At 36.4% G+C, this 19,748-nt stretch carries 19 protein-coding genes, 1 tRNA gene and 1 pseudogene; 6 read left to right on the forward strand and 15 right to left on the reverse strand.

Features of this window, described 5'->3' with window-relative positions; all coding sequences use genetic code 11:
- Window positions 1–48: 48 nt before the first annotated feature.
- Genes DYR29_RS07395 through DYR29_RS07405 form a run of 3 tightly spaced genes read right to left on the reverse strand, consistent with a single transcriptional unit; the run spans window position 49 to window position 3,827 of the window.
- Complete coding sequence (locus DYR29_RS07395) at window positions 49–2,079, reverse strand: recombinase (RefSeq protein ID WP_213279940.1); 2,031 nt, start codon at window positions 2,077–2,079, stop codon at window positions 49–51.
- A 13-nt stretch (window positions 2,080–2,092) separates the two neighbouring features.
- Window positions 2,093–2,737 carry a monofunctional biosynthetic peptidoglycan transglycosylase gene (gene mtgA / locus DYR29_RS07400; protein WP_213279941.1) on the reverse strand — a complete coding sequence of 215 codons (645 nt, stop codon included), beginning with the start codon at window positions 2,735–2,737 and terminating at the stop codon, window positions 2,093–2,095.
- Between the two features lie 43 nt (window positions 2,738–2,780).
- Window positions 2,781–3,827, reverse strand: coding sequence for an ABC transporter substrate-binding protein (locus tag DYR29_RS07405; RefSeq protein WP_249413645.1), 1,047 nt, complete (start codon window positions 3,825–3,827; stop codon window positions 2,781–2,783).
- 59 nt (window positions 3,828–3,886) lie between these two features.
- On the opposite strand from DYR29_RS07405, the gene DYR29_RS07410 reads away from it, so the two are divergent.
- The 3 genes and pseudogenes from DYR29_RS07410 (at window position 3,887) to DYR29_RS07420 (ending at window position 4,698) form a co-directional block, all read left to right on the forward strand.
- A tRNA-Arg gene (locus tag DYR29_RS07410) sits at window positions 3,887–3,960 on the forward strand.
- A 230-nt stretch (window positions 3,961–4,190) separates the two neighbouring features.
- Window positions 4,191–4,496 (forward strand): annotated as a pseudogene (locus tag DYR29_RS07415) (transposase); the annotation flags it as partial.
- 34 nt (window positions 4,497–4,530) lie between these two features.
- Window positions 4,531–4,698 carry a winged helix-turn-helix transcriptional regulator gene (locus tag DYR29_RS07420; RefSeq protein ID WP_249413646.1) on the forward strand — a complete coding sequence of 56 codons (168 nt, stop codon included), beginning with the start codon at window positions 4,531–4,533 and terminating at the stop codon, window positions 4,696–4,698.
- Between the two features lie 206 nt (window positions 4,699–4,904).
- On the opposite strand, the gene DYR29_RS07425 is transcribed toward DYR29_RS07420, so the two are convergent.
- From DYR29_RS07425 to DYR29_RS07435, 3 genes are all read right to left on the reverse strand, one after another.
- Complete coding sequence (locus DYR29_RS07425) at window positions 4,905–5,657, reverse strand: SDR family oxidoreductase (protein WP_056015209.1); 753 nt, start codon at window positions 5,655–5,657, stop codon at window positions 4,905–4,907.
- Window positions 5,658–5,686: 29 nt separating this feature from the next.
- Complete coding sequence (locus tag DYR29_RS07430; RefSeq protein ID WP_213279942.1) at window positions 5,687–6,112, reverse strand: YybH family protein; 426 nt, start codon at window positions 6,110–6,112, stop codon at window positions 5,687–5,689.
- Between the two features lie 112 nt (window positions 6,113–6,224).
- The gene (locus DYR29_RS07435; RefSeq protein ID WP_056015211.1) at window positions 6,225–7,100 is read right to left on the reverse strand and encodes an AraC family transcriptional regulator; all 876 of its coding nucleotides are present in this window, start codon (window positions 7,098–7,100) and stop codon (window positions 6,225–6,227) included.
- 363 nt (window positions 7,101–7,463) lie between these two features.
- On the opposite strand from DYR29_RS07435, the gene DYR29_RS07440 reads away from it, so the two are divergent.
- A complete protein-coding gene (locus DYR29_RS07440; protein WP_062672582.1) occupies window positions 7,464–8,765 on the forward strand; it encodes a chloride channel protein in 1,302 nt (433 codons plus the stop codon).
- A 360-nt stretch (window positions 8,766–9,125) separates the two neighbouring features.
- Here the strand turns inward: DYR29_RS07440 and DYR29_RS07445 are convergent, their stop codons facing one another.
- The 7 genes from DYR29_RS07445 to DYR29_RS07475 all read right to left on the reverse strand — a co-directional run bounded on the left by DYR29_RS07445 (window position 9,126) and on the right by DYR29_RS07475 (window position 15,993).
- A complete protein-coding gene (locus DYR29_RS07445) occupies window positions 9,126–9,884 on the reverse strand; it encodes an SDR family NAD(P)-dependent oxidoreductase (RefSeq protein WP_213279943.1) in 759 nt (252 codons plus the stop codon).
- Between the two features lie 263 nt (window positions 9,885–10,147).
- On the reverse strand, window positions 10,148–11,464 hold the full coding sequence (locus DYR29_RS07450; protein WP_213279944.1) for an NtaA/DmoA family FMN-dependent monooxygenase: 1,317 nt from the start codon (window positions 11,462–11,464) through the stop codon (window positions 10,148–10,150).
- 213 nt (window positions 11,465–11,677) lie between these two features.
- Window positions 11,678–12,574 carry a helix-turn-helix domain-containing protein gene (locus DYR29_RS07455; RefSeq protein WP_056015215.1) on the reverse strand — a complete coding sequence of 299 codons (897 nt, stop codon included), beginning with the start codon at window positions 12,572–12,574 and terminating at the stop codon, window positions 11,678–11,680.
- A 64-nt stretch (window positions 12,575–12,638) separates the two neighbouring features.
- A complete protein-coding gene (locus tag DYR29_RS07460; RefSeq protein WP_056015216.1) occupies window positions 12,639–13,457 on the reverse strand; it encodes an SDR family NAD(P)-dependent oxidoreductase in 819 nt (272 codons plus the stop codon).
- Window positions 13,458–13,643: 186 nt separating this feature from the next.
- Entirely contained in the window at window positions 13,644–14,399 is a 756-nt protein-coding gene (locus tag DYR29_RS07465; protein ID WP_213279945.1) for an NADPH-dependent F420 reductase, read from the reverse strand.
- Window positions 14,400–14,425: 26 nt separating this feature from the next.
- Entirely contained in the window at window positions 14,426–15,229 is an 804-nt protein-coding gene (locus DYR29_RS07470) for an NADPH-dependent F420 reductase (protein ID WP_213279946.1), read from the reverse strand.
- A 20-nt stretch (window positions 15,230–15,249) separates the two neighbouring features.
- Window positions 15,250–15,993, reverse strand: coding sequence for a glucose 1-dehydrogenase (locus tag DYR29_RS07475; protein ID WP_056015219.1), 744 nt, complete (start codon window positions 15,991–15,993; stop codon window positions 15,250–15,252).
- A 516-nt stretch (window positions 15,994–16,509) separates the two neighbouring features.
- On the opposite strand from DYR29_RS07475, the gene DYR29_RS07480 reads away from it, so the two are divergent.
- Together DYR29_RS07480 and DYR29_RS07485 are read left to right on the forward strand one after the other, a co-directional pair.
- A complete protein-coding gene (locus DYR29_RS07480; protein WP_425394617.1) occupies window positions 16,510–17,532 on the forward strand; it encodes an LLM class flavin-dependent oxidoreductase in 1,023 nt (340 codons plus the stop codon).
- A 31-nt stretch (window positions 17,533–17,563) separates the two neighbouring features.
- A complete protein-coding gene (locus DYR29_RS07485; protein ID WP_056015221.1) occupies window positions 17,564–17,908 on the forward strand; it encodes a winged helix-turn-helix transcriptional regulator in 345 nt (114 codons plus the stop codon).
- Window positions 17,909–18,065: 157 nt separating this feature from the next.
- Here the strand turns inward: DYR29_RS07485 and DYR29_RS07490 are convergent, their stop codons facing one another.
- Both DYR29_RS07490 and DYR29_RS07495 read right to left on the reverse strand, forming a co-directional pair.
- Window positions 18,066–18,467, reverse strand: a complete 402-nt coding sequence (locus DYR29_RS07490; protein WP_213279947.1) for a hypothetical protein — start codon at window positions 18,465–18,467, stop codon at window positions 18,066–18,068.
- Window positions 18,468–18,648: 181 nt separating this feature from the next.
- A complete protein-coding gene (locus DYR29_RS07495) occupies window positions 18,649–19,617 on the reverse strand; it encodes a GlxA family transcriptional regulator (RefSeq protein WP_213279948.1) in 969 nt (322 codons plus the stop codon).
- Window positions 19,618–19,748 lie beyond the last annotated feature (131 nt).

A 19,748-nucleotide genomic window follows, 5' to 3' on the forward strand; every position in this document is an offset into this window, starting at 1 on the left:
TATGCCTATAAAAAATGCTACCCTGAGATAGCATTTTTTATATTTTATTTAATGTTCTTCAGATTTATTGGAAATGGTACTATTCATAAGATCATCGGCTTTTTTATCCAGTCGGGAGCTTAATGGTATGAAGAATTTCAGTGGATGCTTCATAAAGTATCTGAAAATCTCTTTATAGATCTCACTTACCTGTCCGAAATTCATCTTTCTTGATCGGAATGCCAGGAACATGGATAGGCTGAAACTTACCAGGAAGTTGAAAAAACCAATCAGGAAAACCGTTACAAAAGACATCCAGAATGTATAGGAATCTACTGAAAAATCTTTTCCATAGAGTCCCAATGCAAAGTTACCGGCTGCAAAAGTAATGTGTCTGATATCTAAATCAAGGCCGAAAAACATTCCTACCGGAGCTGTTGCTCCAAGAAACACACCGAACCAAAAGTTGGAAACAATTCCAGGCCAGTTTTTAGCGTAATATTTTGAAAGTCCTTTCGCGAATTTCTTCCCAAAAAAGCTTTTGATCGAAAGGTTTTTAGCAATTCTTTCCGGAATCTGGTAAAACACTGAGTTATTCCCGATATTCCCTGAAATAATTCCTGAAATAAAAAGATAAAACCCGGCAATACTTGCATGGAGAATCGCTTTGGATTTAAAAGGATCAAGGTCTTTTAATAATTTATCTGATCTTTCTACGGCAAGGTTCTGAGAGAAGAATACATCCAGGCCATAAATAATAGCTAGTGCCACTGGAAAAGCAAGCAATACATTTCCTACAAAAGCAATAAACTGGCTTCGGAATAATTTGGATACCAAATGGGCAAACTCAGTATTATTTCTTTGGGCATTCCCTTCTTCAGACAACACTTTTGTCATGGTAGCAGCAGTCATTGCCGGCTGTTTTGTAGCAAGGGTAAAGCCCATCAGATAGATCATCACGAATCCCATTGCATAGTTCATCGAATACAGAAAAGCGTGTGAAAAGTCACTTCCCGGGATATATCCGTACAGCATTTTCAGAACACAAAGTGCTCCTACAATGATTCCACCACCACTCGCTTTGTAGAACATCGTCATATATTCTTTACGGGTAGAAGTAATATAATGTGTCCCGGTTTCTGCGGTGTGATTAGTAATAAGATGTGAAATCAGCCTTGTGCTGTCGTTGATCAGATCTGAGATATTATTTTTATGAGATTTGTAGCTCAGAATATTAAAGATCAGCTGCTTAGATTTTATCAGAACATCTTCATCGGTATCAATAACCAATAGCTGCACAATATCATAAATCCGTTCAGTCTGCTGACGGATCTTAAGCAGGGATTGGTTAATCTTCCCTGAAATACCATATTTGGCGGAATTTTTAAAAGCAATATTCACAAACTCCAGGCATTGTTCTGCATAGATTTTAATCTGCTTATATCTGCTGTCTTTGGAGTGAAGCTGAAGTCCGGGGTCTTTTACCAGATCATCTGCTAATGTTTCCAGCTCATTCTGAAGGGCCAGAAACGGATTGTCCAGATTTCTGTACTGCGGAGCCATTCTCACCACTTCCACCTCCATAGCCATGCCTGTAACCCTCCAGGAAAGGATATTCATAGAGAAAATGAGCTCTTTTTTTACATTGGGTTTCAGAATAAAATCTGAAGCGCCCAGCATATTTAAAAATTCGTCAATCTCATTTTCAGGAAGATTATGTATATATCTCAGATCTTTCTTAGGTCTCAGACTCACATTATCAATCATAAACCACACTGTCTTTTCATTTTCAACGGGTGGTAGAACCTTGTTCAGAATTCTTTTTTTAAGCTCCGGAAAAAAAGCATTTTCCGAAAGAATATTAGCCTCCGTCAACGAAAGATTGAAAGGTCTTCCTCTAAAAATATTGTGGATATAATGTTTAAAGTTCTCAGCAAATTTAGGATTGCTTCTGAAAAAATTGAGCACATCTGTAAAGTCTGCCTCTTTAATCGTCTCTAAAAACTCTGCAAAGGGTTCTAAAGAAAGGGTTTCATTCTTAAAAGAAAAATATTTTTTAAGAACTGACTCAAAGTTTGTGCTGGAATTAAAGAATTTCATTAGTACAAAGATACTATTTCAAACTCACATTCCTCATCTGTCTCATGATCCAATTATGTTTCTTTCTTAAATAAGGAGATGGATTTTTAGGATCATATTTTTTGGGATTAGGCAATACCGCGGCAATCCAGGCTGCATCTGAAGCACTTAAGTCCCTGGATGATTTTCCAAAATAATACTGTGCGGCAGCTTCTACCCCAAATACGCCCTGCCCCATTTCAATGGAATTCAGGTATCTTTCAAGAATAATATCTTTGCTCCACACTTTTTCAATAATGAAAGTGTAGACTGCTTCCAATCCCTTTCTCACCCAGCTTCTTCCCTGCCAAAGAAACACATTTTTTGCCGTCTGCTGGGAAATGGTACTTCCTCCTCTTATTTTTTTGCCTTTCTCATTATATTTCATCGCTTTTTCAATCGCTGTATAATCGAAACCGTCATGATCAAAGAATTTCTGGTCTTCAGACGCAATTACGGCTTTTTTCACATTACTTCCCATTTCATCATAGGAAATATAATCCCTGTGTAGTTTTCCGTATTCAAAAAGGCCTCCGATCTGGGTAAGGGTAATCGGCGGATTAAAGAATCTGCCCCAGATAATAAAAACTACATTCAGAACAAGAATGATGAAGATAAGCTGTTTAATTTTTTTCCACATAACTTGATAAAAAGGAAAGGCAAAAATAAGCAAATAGTACGAGTTACTGCAATTCTTTCATATAAGTAAGCTGATAATCCGGTAAAAGTTCAGGATGGAAGATCTTAATGTAATCTTTAAGGATCAAATCTGCCCTTACCACCCCACTTTCAAAGAAATCATTAGCTTTTACTTTTTCTTTTCCTGCAATAGTGTAGATTTTCCCTTTATTGAACACATCCAGTTTCCCATAGAAAGGATTCATGCCCAGCATTTCTTTTTTTGAAGTGTGACTTCCGGCATTTACCCAATACTGAACGCTTCCGGCTTTTGCATATACTTCTTCAAAACTCATTGTCAATGCTTTTTCGTCTTTATTATCTTTCATAATATAATTAGCATTGGCATCTGAAATATAATGTGCTACGGAAGTATTTCCTCCCGGAAGATACCAAACATCTCCATACATCTCATTGGCAAGTACTACAGGTTTTTCTTTTGCTTTTGACGCAAGCTGTTTCAGATCATTATAGTTTTTCTCTACTTCCTGATATTTAGCTTCAGCTTCTTTCTCTTTTCCTAAAAATTCTCCGAAAAGCTTGATGTAGGCCGTTTTTTCCAAAGGTTTCTGTTCCATGTATTCATCCAGAAATATTACCTGAATACCATTGTTTTTTAAAAGTTCATAGGTATTGTCAAAACTGGCAATGTGATTGGTAAAAATAGCATCCGGTTTCATAGAGATGATCTTTTCCACATCATATTTCTGTTCATTTCCTACATTCTGGATTTTTCCTTCTTTGATAAGATTCTGAATTTTATCTGAATAAATATACTCCGGACTGGAAACACCTATGATTAAATTTTCTGCCCCAAGCTCCGAAATATAGCCCGCCATACTTGCATTCAGCAGGATTATTTTCTTGAAAGGTGTTTGATTTTGCTTAAAATTGTAAGTAAAATTACCCGATTTTAGTTCCAGGATACCATCATGCTCCTTAAACTGGGTACGCGCGGAGATATTTGTCCAGTCTGTGGACGAAATTTTTGATTCTCTTTTACAGGCAATTAGCGAAAAGACCGTAAATAAAAGTAAAATTTTCTGTTTCATGTTTCAAAGAACGGAAAAAAGTGGTATATTTGCAACCGTTAAACAACAAGATAACAAAAGGCCTCGTGGCGCAACTGAATAGCGCATCTGATTACGGCTCAGAAGGTTACAGGTTTGAATCCTGTCGAGGTCACAAACGCCCAAATGGCTCTAATTTAATCCAAATTGAGCCATTTTTTTGTTCTTAATTTCAGAATAATCCAGAATAATATTTGTTTAAAGCTGTAACTGACCTATTTAAAAATTCTTAATGTGGCAATTCATTACAAAATATAGCTCATTATTTACCTATTTTAGGTTTCCTATATTGTCGAAAATTAACTTGTATGAGTGATCAGAAATTTTTGGAAGAGGAAATAAAAAATGTTAATACCGGAACAAAAAACGCACAACATCATTAAATGTTTGGAGAATATTATTATCTCATTATACGCCAAAGGTATGATTGTGAGCGATATCGATGAGAAGGTTAAAGAACTATACGACTTTGAAATATCTTCCTCTGCTATTTCCATAATTACCAATGCCGTTGCTACCGAAATGGTGAGCTGCCAAAACCGCCCCTTAGAAGATTTGTATTTAATCGGAATCGTATTCGATGTTCGTGAAAACTCCAAGGTCATTAACAAAACCATCTATTTGGCAGTAGGATTACATCGGAAAGTAAAATTACCACTAGAATGCTTTCAAAGAACTAAAAGATATGGAGCTGAATAAATTGGTAAAATGCATCGTTTGTCCCGAAACACCTGTTTTAATCGAATATGAACCGACAGAATGCTGCCCAACTTTCGGCAAAATTATCAATGAAATGATTAATTGGGGAAGAGAACACAGAAAAATTATTATTCTTGATAAGAAAATTAATTAAATTAAAAGAAATTATCATCTTCAATTAAAACGTTTTTACTGCTTTTCACAATAAATAATTTTTTCCCTTTCCATATTAAAAATCAATTCATTATTAATTTCCATCTTCTTAATAAGTTGAAAAAAAGAACATAAATAGTGATAAAGAAGTACTTAACTGCACTCAAATTTTAGAACTGCTTTAAGCGAAAGGATAAATTTAGAAGATTAAATTTTATGTGTTTCAAGTGCCCAGTTCTCAAAAAGTATTTTGCCTGTATTGTATTGCCCAGTGGGAACTAAAAGTGAAGTAGGAACAACAAAATGCATATACTTATTTTCATTGTCTATAATCACTTTTTTATCCTGACCGGTAATTTGAATATACTCAGAGACAAAAGCCTCCATTTTGCCACGTCTTGGTCCTGCAATTTCAATGGTGTTATTTTTAGGTTCTTCCAAAGAAAATTGTACTATGAACTCGGCAACATCATCAAGTGCAATTGGTTGATAGTCTAAGTTCGAAACAAAAACTTTATCCCCTTCTCCCTGAACTTGGATGATGGCTTCCACATGTTCGTGAAATTGTGTTGACCTAATTATAGTGTAAGGTATACCTGAGTTTTTAATAGTATCCTCTTGAAGTTTTTTTGCTCTAAGATAACCGATTTCCAATGCATCATCTGTTCCTACAATTGATAGAACGATATGATGCTTAACACTAGCATTCAATTCTGCTTTGACAAGATTCTTTCCCGCAGTCTCAAAAAATCGAAATGCATTTTCTCCTTCGGGAGAAGATGAATTTGATAGATCTATTACTATTTCAGTTCCGGTCAAGGCTTCCTGAAGCCCTTCACCAGTAAGGATATCAACACCTTGTGATGGCGAGCCAATCACCACTTTATGACCAAGTTTTTCCAATTTGTTAGTTACAAGCCTCCCTGTTAGACCTGTACCTCCTACTACTAAAATTTTCATATCTGATTTATTTAATATTGTAAAGTTTTTTAAAATAAACTGCGCACTTGAACACCAAAGGGATTTTCAAACCAATATCTCCAATATCCATCGGCTCCTCTTTTAGCATAATCATTAGATGTTCCTCGCATACATATTTTTTCACCATTATTCGCAATACCCGCTATACTCCAGTCCAAGATTAGTGATGCTAGATTGCCATTTACATAAACATTCCTTGTTGTAATTTTGATTGGCAATCCGAATTTAAAGAAGCAGTCCAATTCTCGCGCAATCTCCAATCTTCCTCTCCGAGGCTCACCGTTATCATTAATAAAGATTGCATCCTCCTCATAGAAACGAAGCATAGTCTCCGAATGGAAAGAATTCATATGAGCAAGAAAAGAGTCGACTATTCCCTCGGGAGTTTTTGACAATGAGAATACTGAGCTTTCAACAAAATTCTGTCCAATCATAAGACTTAAATTTTCTTTAGAAGTAATTTTTTTGTCTTACAAAATTGAGCAATTGGCATATGCAACGCCACTCACAAATTAAGGTAAAAGGTGGACAAAATAAGGAACAATTTTAATGATCTAAGATTTGGTCTGAGTTTTTAGCGTATTTCTTCCGATATTCACTTGGCGAACAACCTGCTTTTTTACTGAACAGTCTAATGAAATATTTTGTGTCTTGATATCCCAGCTGATAGGAAATTTCCTTGATACTTACCTCCGTATAGTATAGCAATCTTAACGCTTCGTTCATCACTTCCTTTTGAATCAGTTCCGAAGCTGATGATCCAGTCACTTTTTTTACTGTATCGCTTAGATGTCCAACAGTAATATTAAGCTTTTCTGCATATTCAAATGGACGCTTAATACTCCGGAAATGTGATTTTACAAGATTCCTGAATTCCTTTGTGAGACTGATAGAACGTAGACTGATACTTTCGGGATTAATGAATAATTGACGTTCGTAGCACAAAACTGCCTGTTCAATAAAAGCTGAAAGCAATGGTTCTTCAACTTGCCTGTAAGCGATATCGTTCAGATCTTGTAATTTCATCATTGAATCAAAGATTGTTCTAAACCAATCCCGCTCATTATTAGAGAGAGCGATAATCAAGGTTTCCTCTAACAAATTATCCAAACTGGTTTGTGCCGTTCTACCGATATGACGGCTTTCAAAAGACAGATAACAACCGGTTGCGCTAAGAGTCTCTAGAATCTGATGAACTTGTCCAGGAGGAGAGATAAAAAGTGTCCCCACCGGCATTGTTAAATGCTTAAAATCAAATACAACTTCAAGCTGATCAGCTTCAATTAGCATGCAAGTATAATGGTCGTGCCTGTGGGGTGAAAGTGCTTTTATAATACCTGGTGTAGATCCGTTCCAAATACCAACAGCAATCCCACTGCTGTAATCCATTCTATTTAATGTAATTGAATCGTTTTTAGGCATAACAATTTCTTTGCACAACTAATTTAGTTTTTCTTTATTTAATAGTGTATATTATTCAATACTAAAATTAAAGAAGCTGACGAAATCTGCAATTTTTTCATCCGTCACAAAATTAAAAAACATCTATTTTTAACAGTTATCTAAAATTCCAACGTTGCAAAAAGACAGAATTTATAAGTAAAACAAAAAAATTAAGTATATCGTTGCCTTTTATCAGTTGGACTTTCAGTTTATGAATCAATGAATTATTTAAACTTCATTTGAATTGTTTAAATAAAAACAGGTAGTATAAAGTAACAAGCAACTTTTACTATTTCAAAAAATAACTGTTACCTTTACATCTTCTTTAAAACTAAAATAGTTATGCAAGGCAATACAGCGTACAGAAAGAAAATAATCAGATCCAGCTATGTCAAATTAACCGGGATATCTATTATCGTTAGTATTATCTGTTGTCTTATATCTTATACTTTAAAACATTTAACAGGACAGGTACAAGAATACCTCTTTGAACAAATTATAGCCACGGAAAACAAATTGTTAATCTTTTTACCAAGTGTAGGTATTACAACAATCTACTTCCTACGTAAATATTTCTTTCAGAACAGAAAAAATAAAGGAATTAAAGAAATATATACTACCCTGGAAACAAGAAAAGATCATCTTCCTTTTTTTAAAATACCTTCTCATTGTGTTAATGGCTTTTTAACAGTGATTTTCGGAGGATCTACAGGAGTAGAAGTATCAACAGTAGTTGCCACCGCAACAGTTGGTAATCAGGCCTACAAACATTTGCATAGTGCTTGGGCCTACAAGACGGAACTGATATGTGCAGGTATTATAGCGGGTGTAACCGTACTCTTTGGAAGTGCGCTGGGCGGTTTTTTATTTGCATTTGAAGTTATTGCACGTAAATACAATAAAACCTTACTGATCAGTGGAATTAGTTCGATGATTGTAGCTCATCTATTTGTACATTTTTATGACTCAAATCCACTATTTACATTTAAGGTACAGGACTGGCGTTGGCAATCCATACCTTTTGCTATGATACTAAGTTTAATCGGAGGTATATTTGCGCTTTATTTTACGAAAATTGTCATCTACGCAAAAACATTTTTTGGTGGGATTAACAACAATTTCATCCGTGTAAATTTAGGTGCTATAACTGTTGGGGTATTTATCTTTTTTCTTCCGGCTTTATATGGTGATAGTTATCACGGACTTGGTAAAATCCTCGAATGTAGTTCGTACGACATCGTTAATCTCGCATATTTAATTCCTCTGGTTTTGCTTATCTTCATAAAGCCATTGGCGGCTTCCCTCACTCTCGGTGCAGGCGGTGACGGCGGTGTATTTGCCCCTAGTATTGTTACAGGAGCGTTTTTAGGGGTATTTTTTGCCCAATTCTGCAACCATTATTTAGGTACCAATCTTGTGATTATTAATTTTGCGTTATTTGGAGCAGCTGCCATGCTTTCCGCAGCTATTCACGCCCCTCTTACTGCCATGTTTATTATTTCCAGTATAGTACCGTCTGGATATCTATTGCTGTTTCCTTTGTTCATCAGTAGTGTTATTTCTAAAATTCTGGCAAAGAAAATCTATCCTTACAATGTGTATACTTACAAAGAATTTTCAAGCAGCCGGAACGTAATAAATTGATTAAAAGTACCGTACGATATTTAAATACAACAATCATATCAATAACATCTTCTTTGTTTATATTGGATTATTACATTTACTAAAAAATTAATTTGCAAAAACTCTACAACTACAAGTGATTAAATATTAAAATCGGGGTTACTAATTCCTTTTTGATTTGGCTCAAACGAAGTAAATCATCGATAAAAGTGTTTGAAGATACGCTCGTCTTGGTCACACACATCCAAATGGCGCCACTTTAAGACAAGTGGCGCCATTTATTTTAAGATTATAAATTCATTGATAAATCACTTTTTTCCTCAAAAGATTTAGTGATAAAGAATATTTTATTTCAAATCTGATTAATTTTAATTCAATCTACTATATTCGATATCCTCCAGAAACTTCTATTCGCTGTGCGTTAATCCATTTTGAATCATCAGAGCATAAAAATGCTATAACACTTCCAATATCATCCGGCAGACCAACTCTTCCCAAAGCTGTTTCAGCAGTTAAGTAGTTATTGACATCTGAAATATCACGAACGGCACCGCCATCAAAATCAGTCTCGATTGCACCCGGAGCAAGGGCATTGACTCTAATTTTTCTGCTTCCCAATTCTAAAGCCTGATATCTTGATAAAGATTCTATTGCAGCTTTCATAGCACCATATGCCGAGTAGCCGGGAGATGAGAATCTTGCTAAACCTGACGACACATTAACGATACTGCTTCCATCATTTAATAATGGTAAAAGTTTTTGAGTTATAAAATAAGGCCCTTTAAAATGAATATTTGTCATTAAATCTACGATATCTTCAGTTGTTAGGTCGAAAGGTTTATTGATACCAATTCCTGCATTGTTTACTAATGCATCCAACTTTGCAGAAGGATATTGAGTATCTAAAATATTCCTTACTTCATTTACAAATTGATCAAAACCATCTGTTGTTGAGATATCAAGGGATAACGCAAATGCTTTTTGTCCGACAGCTTCAATTTCTAAGACCACCTGATCTGCAAATTCTTTTTTTGTTTGATAGGTTAAAATGATATCAAAGCCTTTTTTAGCTAATTGTATAGCTGAATCTTTACCTAATCCACGGCTTGCGCCTGTAACTAATGCGATTTTATTTGCCATTTTTTTTGTTTTTTGTTTTTTGTTTTAAAATTATTTTTTTTATTCTTGTAGAGTGAACCTCTTATTTCCGATTGCAATTGCAGTATTGATTCTAAGATTCCAACTTCTACCAATCCTTTCCATTGCAAACCAAACATTATCCAAAAGACTTTCGTCTTCGAAGACGATTACATAATTGGTTTGCTTTTCTTTGATATCTGACATAAGAATTGAGTCGTTAAATATTTTTTTATCGTTGGAGCATTCATCCTGTAATAGAGTTCCTAAACACGAGGATCTACTCCGTATTGATCTGGTATTCCCAGATTTTCCCTCAGGGTCTTTCCTTCATAGTCCTGATGAAACAATCCCCGTTGTTGCAATATTGGGACAACCTCATTAACAAATGCATCGATTCCGTCAAAATTTACATCTGGTGAAATCCAGAATCCGTCAGCAGCGCCTGCTTCGAACCATCTCTGCATATGGTCTGCTGCCTCAATGCCCGGACCAGCAATGACAGGATGATAATCTATCACACCATGAGCAATAATGTCACGCAGGCTCCAACCCTCTTTTGCAATTTTAAGGGCATGAGATGATCTGGGATCATAAGGAGATGGACGGGCTGCATTTAATAAAGTCTGAGACAACGGAGAATCCAGGTCTTTATCGTTCAGTGGTATTCCAAGCATCTGCTGGAGATATGAAACTCTTTGAGGAAAGAGGTGCTGTGTCAAAATGATTCTCCTATCTAAACCTTCACGCCTGTTCCCTGCTATTGAGGTCATAAGCCCTGCAATATATTTTATCTCGTCAGGATTTCTCCCATGACGCTCTGCTGATTCCCTGAATGCATTACGTTGTGCACGTGCATCTTCAATAGTAAAAGCTGCACCAATTACAACGTTTGCAAATCGACCGGCAAGTTCGTGTGCATTAGGACTTCCACCGGCGTGAAATATCACCGGTTGTCCCTGTTCGGAAGGTGGAATATACAGCGGACCCCTTGACCCTACAAATTTGCCTTGAAGATTGATGGGCACAATCTGATCTTTATCTGCAAAATATCCGGTTTTCTGATCGTGTATCCACGCATCCTTACCCCAGCTGCCCCACAGTGCCTGTATCAATTGTATTGACTCGTGTGCACGACCATAACGCTCTGCACTGGTAGGTATTATTTTTCCGTAATTAGCTGCGACATCATTGCCGCTTGATGTAATGGCGTTCCAGCCTGCTCTACCATGACTCATGATGTCAAGTGCTTTGTATTGCCTTGCCAAATTAAAAGGCTCGTTAAAAGTAGTAGACCCGGTTGCAACAAGTCCAATATATTCTGTTTCTCTGGCAACTGCAGCCAACGTCATCATGACATCAAGGTTAAAGTTTGGAGCTTCGCTTTCTATATCTGCCATGATAGCGCCCGGACCATCGGGTAAAAATATAAACTGGAACTTTCCCCGCTCAGCCGCTTGGGCTTGCTGAACCCTCGCATCATAACTGGTATAACTTTGAGGATTAACTCCAGAAAATCTCCATGCTCCCGGTGAAGAGCCGTATCCGTTTCCTAAATGTAATCCTATTAACATTTTTTTCATATTATAAAAATTTGTTCACTCTTCTTAAATAATTTAAATCACCATTGTTTCTAACCTGCACGAAGAACTCCAATTTCTAAAATTTAATGTGCTTGAATTAATTTTCATTTATTATACATTTCAGAATTTACTGTACCAGCAACCCTACCCTATAAAGCAATACCTTGTAATAAATTGTTTAAGGGTTATCTCTGTTTTGAAGAATTTTCTGTTTTAATTTAGAAGACTTCCTCTGAATTTTCTAGGCGTAATTCCGACCTCCTTTCTAAAAAGACGTGAAAAATAGGTGGTATTTTCAAAACCCAGATGGTGAGAGATTTCTGATATGTTCAACTCTCCTTCGGTTAATAAATTTTTCGCTTCGCCAATCAAAAAAAGATGAATAAGCTCCAGGGCTGTTTTACCCGTCTCTTCTTTTAGCAAATCGGTCAAATACCGTGACGATATGTTCAATTTTTCCGCCATCAGTGCTACCGTTGGCAATCCAATATCCTTAATTTTTCTTTCTTCAAAATTCGCAACAAGCAATGAATTGAACTTTGTTACCATTGAGCCCGTCAGCGGCTTTCTGTTGATAAACTGTCTCTTATAGAAGCGTTGCGAATATTTCAGTAAAGAATCCAGATGGCTTATAATAATTGATTTGCTTAGCTCGTCGGTATTATTATTATATTCTTTTTCGATGTTGAAATATAAATTCCAGATGATATCTTCTTCAGAAGGTGAAAGATGCAAAGCTTCATTCACTTCATAATCGAAATAGCTGTATTTCTTAATTTCTTTGTAAAGTGCTGTTCCAGGTAGATAATCTTCATGAATAATAATTAAAAAACCCTTTTCCTCCAGCATCACATTTTGGAATGCCACTTTCTGCTGTGGTTTTATGAATGACAAGGAACCCAGGTCGTGATCATATTTAGTTTTGCCATATGACATACTACCAGATTTCAATTTTTTAAATCCAATGATATAAAATCCGGAAGAAAATTCAAGCTTATTATTCCCCTTGCACATATCCTGTTCCCCAAAAACCACACTAAAAAGAGGGTTTTCTGGTGGCTTAATGCCAAAAGCCGTATGAAGGTCGCTGATTTTCGTAAAATGTTCCATCTTTTTTATGAGATATTAAAAACAGATTTCTGAAAAGTCAGATTCTGCTCATATTAAATTTCAATTAACCGTGTGCTGCCACAGAAACATCTTCCCAGGATTCCCAGGTTTTAAGACGTTCCGAATAGATGTGTTTCACCCAAGAGAAAGTATTTTTGCCCAAAAGCAGTCTTAACGGTGGATTATCAGAATCTACCAGGCTCAGGATAGCAGTAGCGGTAGCCATTGGATTACCAGAATCCTGATCTTCTGCGTGCTCATAAAAATCTTTTCTTATAGCATCATAATCAGAAACTATTGAACTCAGCGCCAGAGAATTATTTCCGAAGAAATCTGTGGAGAATCCGCCCGGTTCTACAATGGTCACTTTTATGCCGAAACCGCTCACTTCGCTTGCCAGGGTTTCGGTAAGACCTTCCACTGCAAATTTTGTAGCACTGTAAAGTCCCATCAATGGAACTGTGTTCAGTCCCAAAGCACTTGAAAGCTGAATGATCTGACCCGATTTTTGCTCACGTATCACAGGTAATATTGCCTGAACCATCCACAATGACCCCAATACATTAGTTTCAAACTGAGCCCTGACATCTGATTCGCTAAGCTCTTCGACAGCTCCTACATGTCCGAACCCTGCATTATTGATTAAAACATCGATTCTTCCAAAGTGACCTACTGCATTTTCAACTGCTTCAAAACTTCCTATTCTGTCTCTAACATCATGCTTAACAACCAAGAGCGTTGATGAAAATTCCTGCTTTAAATCTGCTAACGATTCAGGAGTACGAACAGCAGCAACTACATTATCGCCACGTCGTAAAAATGCTTCCGTCCAAATTCTTCCGAATCCTCGGGATGCTCCTGTTATAAAAATTGTTTTTGCCATTAGATTATTTTAAATATTTGACATGACAAAGTTCCTTCAAATAACACCTTCGAAAATGATACAAAAGTGGGTAATTATGAAACGTTTTAACGAAAAGTACAGTGTAAAACTTTAATCTATTGATAAGATACAAACTGGAAATCTTTTCAATACTCATTAGCACATTTCAGTTCAATTGAGCACTTATTATTTTGTCTTTGGATTTTTTTCAAACAATGCTCTGTTAAATTTTACAACATCAGGATGAGAAGGATAGCTAGACATTGCTGAAAGTTCAGCGATCGCTTGATCTCTTTTAACAGGCGCTTCTTCTTTCACTGCATCCTTCAAAGCTTGTTTTAATTCTTCTGCTTCCAATTCCGTGCAGTAGGCTGGTGTCCCCGGTTGATGTCTCCATGATTCTGAAAGACTACCTGAATCAACAACATCATAACCGGCATCATTAACTAATCCTGCTATAACTTTTTTAGCGTCGTCATTGTCTCCGGCTACTGCCATTGCAATTCTGTTTTCTGCATCAGGATTTTTCCCACCGCTGATAAGTGTTTCTGCCAATAAGTTGTTGAAAGCTTTGATCACGGGTCTGCCTAATTGCTCGGATACCCATACACTTTCCACTTTACCGTTTTTTATTTCTTCAATATCAGCATCACGGAACGGATAATAATTGGAAGTATCGACTACAATTACATTTTCCGGAACTTCAGCAAAAAGATTTTTAGGTAAAGTTGGGATGGCAATCGTTGGCAAAGACAAAATGATAACATCGACATCCTTTACAACATCTTTCTGATTCGCAGGCGATACACCCAACTCTTTAGCACGGGCATTTAATTTTTCTGCGTCATCTGAATTATTGATTTTTACAGTATGACCAGCTTCAGCCATTTTTTTTGCAATGGTACCACCTATAGCACCGGTACCTATTATCCCTATTTTCATATTTAAATTATTAAAAATTATTGTTATTAAAGTTTATTTCCATTGACTCTTGGCGGTAAACCGTTGATTGAACGATTGATATCTACTGCATGATCTACAAATCCTTCCGGGTATTGTCCTGAAACCAGAATATCAAAAAATTCCTGACCAAGATCTTTCATCGTCTCAAAAGACAGGGTTTGCTTATCTACCAGGGTTTCCCTGATTGCAGATTCTCTTGCATCCTTAAGTTCATTCAGTGAAAGATCTGTACAATATGCTGGTCCGCAAGCTTGTTGTCTCCAGGAATCTTCAAGTGGTCCAGAATCAAGTGCATCAAATCCTACATCATCTACCAATCCCATCACTACATCTATTTCTTTCTGAACGTCTCCCGAAACGGCTACAGCAATTCTACCATCGCTATTTTTGGGTTTTCCTTCCGCCAATAGACTGTAAGCTCCGATATTACTGAAAGCTTTTACTACAGTTCTACCTAATTGTTGCTGTACCCAAACACTGTTGACCATTCCATTTTCAATAGCATCAATGCGTCCATCACGATGAGGCCAGTAATTAGTTGTTTCTACAACTACAACGCTATCATCTAATTTAGACTTTAAGGTTTGTGCTAATTCCGGAATTCTTAATAATGGGATCGCTAAAATTAAAACATCTATATCAGTAGAAACATCCTCTACATCAACCGCTTTGGCGCCAGCATTATTTGCTATCTGTCGTATTTCATTTACACCTTTGGCATCAGCCAAAGAAACCGTATGTCCAGAATCACTGAATTTTTTCGCCAATGTTTTGCCGATCAGTCCGGCCCCTATTACTCCTATTTTCATTACGTTATATTTATTAAATTTTACTTTGCCGTCATACCACCATCTACTTTATACTCAGCAGCGGTCAGGTATGATGCCTCATCTGATGCTAGAAATAATGAAACGAAAGCCACTTCAAGAGGTGTAGCTAATCTTCCCAGTGGAGTTGGTTCTAAAATTTTGGGATCGTCAAATAATTTAGGATCTACGATGCCGGTTTTAACGCCTCCCGGATGTACCGAATTTACTCTGATATTGCGGGTAGCATATTCCAATGCGGCCATCTTTGTCAGACCTGTAACGGCAAATTTGCTTCCCACATAAGCAGCATTTGGAGATCCAGGTGCTACCTGTAATCCTGAAACTGATGAAATGTTGACAATCGAACCTTGACCTGCCTTAAGCATCGAAGGTATCACTGACTTCATTCCTAAAAACACACCATCACTATTGACGGACATCACTTTTTTGTATTCAGCGAAATCAAGATCCGCAACATTACCAAATTTGCCTGCAATACCTGCGTTATTGACCAAAACAGTAATGTTACCAAATTGCTTTTCAGCAGTTTCCACTACTTCTCTCCATTGATCCTCGCTGGTAACATCGTGTTTTATAAAAATAGCATCCTCTCCTAAAGATTCTGCCAAAGCAGAGCCTTCATCTTCCAGAACATCAGTAATGACCACTTTCGCTCCGTGCTCAACAAACAATTTTGCGTGAGCCTCGCCCATTCCTCTTGCGCCACCTGTGATGATTGCAACTTTACCTTCTAATCTTTTCATTTTAAAAATTTTAATTGAATTAGTATTATCTCTACATCACTTTTCGATCAAATTTTTTAATCGGTGTTTTGTAGAACTCTGTAATTGATGATGCAAAGTTAGAGAGATTTTACTATCAATTGTATAGTCCTTTCCTAAAGGAAAGTGTATTTTTTAAATCATTGGTAGCAGAAATATTAAAGTATAAACTTTGGAATTACATCACTTTCTTTTAGGAAACTACTATCTTATAGTTAGTATTTTTTATGTAATTTTGTGAGGTGTAAAGTGTGCGGTAAACACTTTATATTAGGATAAAACATTTAGGTAAAACATGGGAACTGTTGATACTTAGTTCAGACCGTATTTTTTAAACTAACAGATTAATAGGTATTTCACAAATCCTTTGTATTTTACTTTCTGCTTGTTAATTGCTATCATAAATGAAGTTACATCTATTAATTTTGCATTGATTTATTGGTTAATAGGTTATTGCAAACGATTAAATATTATTAATAAAATCAAAATTCCAAAATAATGAAAAAACATATCGAATATTCAATCTTAGAGCTTGCTATTGTGTCAGAAGGCAGTACTTTCAGAGAGACATTACATAATTCATTAGCATTGGCAAAAGTTGCTGAAGCAAATGACTACAAACGATATTGGTTCGCTGAACACCATAATTCAGCTTCGGTCGGGAGCAGTGCAACTTCTATATTGATCGGTTATGTTGCTGAAAACACCAATAAGATAAGAGTAGGATCCGGCGGAATTATGCTACCCAATCATTCTCCACTGATCATAGCAGAACAATTTGGCACACTTGCTCACCTCTACCCTGACCGTATTGATTTAGGCTTGGGAAGAGCTCCAGGCACAGATACGCTGACAGCACAGGCAATCCGATCGGACTTTATGAAAGCAGCACACTCTTTCCCATCAGAAATTGAAAAGATTGAAAATTATTTCTCATCAGCCAATAGCAACGGAAAAGTGAGAGCACCTATAGCTGAGGATGCCAATGTGCCGATCTACATTTTAGGGTCAAGCACTGACAGTGCACATTTAGCGGCTCAAAAGGGATTGCCGTATGCATTTGCAAGCCACTTTGCCTCAAACCATTTATTGCACGCTTTAGAGATCTATCGGGAAGAATTTCAACCTTCAGAAATGTTGGCAAAACCCTATACAATTGCGGGCGTCAATGTGGTTGTTGCTGATACCGATGAAGAAGCACAAAGGATATTCACATCACTCATCAGAATGTTTTTCGGAGTTTTAACCGGAAATTCTCAACCTTTGCAACCACCTACAGAAATGACCGATGATCTGAAAGATATTTTAAATCATCCAAGTTTACATCAAATGCTTAAATATTCTTTTGTAGGAACCAAAGAAAAGGTAAAAGAACAAACGAAAGCATTTCTTGAAGAAACTCAAGTTGATGAACTGATTATGGTATCGACAATTTATGATATCAATGACAGGGTTAAGTCTGCAAAACTTTTTGCTGAAGTGGTGAAAGAAATTAATGGTGTAGAAGTGACCTATCATTAAATTTAAAAGCTAATCTGATAAAATAAAAAAAATGGCACAAAAAAAAGTACACTGTGACTGCCTGGACACTATAAAACCAGTAAGAGATACACTTGACGTCATTAATGGAAAGTGGAAAGTACCCATCATCATTTCAGTAGGCGTTGGAAATGATCGTTTTACGGATATACAGGAAAGTATTCCAGGAATTACACCTAAAGTTTTAGCAAAAGAACTAAAGGATCTGGAGCAGCATAAACTGCTGAAAAGAATTATTATCGACGAATATCCAATAAAAATCTCGTACAAACTGGAGCCTTATGCAGATACCTTGACGCCACTCATTTATGCACTTAAGGACTGGGGAGTTAATCATAAAAGAAAAGTTACGGAATAGACAGTTTGATAAATCGCCGGGATTCATTCCATATCTTCCACCAAATAGTTCGATATTTCTTCGGTTATGGGTACAAGGCAATTACTGCCAACTTAAGACATACTATTCCAATACTGATTGTTATTAATTTTTTAAATTAAATTGTATTAGAAACAAACTAAAAGAAATTTTTTGTTAAAAATGAGTTTTGTAATTCTTGTCTAATTTGGCTCAAACGAACCAAATCATCTATAAAAGTGTTTGAAGATACGCTCGTCAAGGTCACAAGACCGACATTTGAAGATTTCACTCTTCGATGTCGGTTTTTTTTATTTCCTAATCCGTTGTTATACTGGTAGATACACTGAGCAACAATATTCATTTTAGGTGTTTGAAAACTTTTTCCGTCAAATTCGATTTTTTGGGGAAATATCAAACACCCAATCGTCCTTTTTGTTTGAAGATCTCCCTGCCGATAAAGGTTTGCAAGGTTTTCCATCCCGTCAAGTGCATTTTCTATTTTTGTTCTAATGTCAAGCTCCTTGCTATCCGAAACCATTTGCTGAAGTTCCTGTTCCAATTGTTCAATTTGGGTTTTTGTGATCCTTTTGATCTCTTTATAATCCTCTTCATCTAATTTATCGACAAGATATTTATCTCTAGCATTAGCAACCTTTTCATTAAGTAAATTGATCTCTTTTGAAATTGTGTTTATTCCTTGACGCTGCCGGATTATTATAAAAAAAACTTACTGTTATAACTTAATAAACCTTGGCAAACCTATTCCGGTATTCAATAGGTGTAATTCCTGTGATTTTTCTGAAAATATCCCGAAATGCTTTCGTGTCCGTATAACCTACATTATACATTACTTCCGAAACGTTTTTCCGTGATGCTTCAAAAAACTTTTTAGCAGCTTCAATGCGTACCCGCTGCATGTATTCTAAAGGAGTATTGTTTGTTGCATCTTTAAACCTTCTTTCAAATGTACGGCGTCCCATACCTGCATATGTTGCAAGATCTTCAACTGTTATTTTCTCTTCATAATGATCTTCTATAAAATCCTGAACATTTTTAATCTGTTCATCTGTATGGCTTCTCTGGCCACGGAAAATGGCAAATTGTGACTGGTTATCCCGGCTTATATCCAGTGCAAAATATTTTGAGATCATGATAGCTGTTTCCCTGTCTGAATATTTTTCTACAAGGTATAGGATCAGGTTCCATAAGCTGCTGGCTCCCCCACTGCTGTAAATATTATCGTGTTCTGTTATAATAGCACCGTCTTCTACTTCTATCTGCGGATATCTGTTTTTAAACTCGTTAATATAAGCCCAATGGGTGGAGCATTTACTGCCGTCTAGAAGACCTGTTTCTGCAAGAAGGAAGGCACCGACACATAAACTGGCAAGGCTTGCTCCTTCGAAATAAAGTTTCCTGAAATAAGGAATTGCATCTGCATTAGCCGCTATGCCTTCATCCATGTCCCCAAAGGTAGGAGGAATTATAAGGAGATCCGTATGGGTAACATTCTGAAGGAGCCTGTTTGTCTTTATCGTATACTCTCCGCTATTAGCCGGAACATATTCATTTAATCCTACGTATTCTACTTTAAAGATTGGCTTTTTTCCAAACACGGAAAGAAACTCATTGGCAGTATGAAAAGTCCTGAATGCCGGGGTTATAGCCTCTATGGTACCATACTGAGGAACAAAAACTGATATCTGCATACCTTTTATTTTGTTATAAAGATACTTATAATTTCTGTCGTAATTTACCCCTTAGGTTGTCGTTTATGCAACCGCCATATTTTTATGATGTGTGCGATCTTTGTCATAACAATAACAACAAAAAATTAAAA

This window comes from Chryseobacterium indologenes (assembly GCF_018362995.1).
GTDB classification, from domain to species: domain Bacteria; phylum Bacteroidota; class Bacteroidia; order Flavobacteriales; family Weeksellaceae; genus Chryseobacterium; species Chryseobacterium indologenes_G.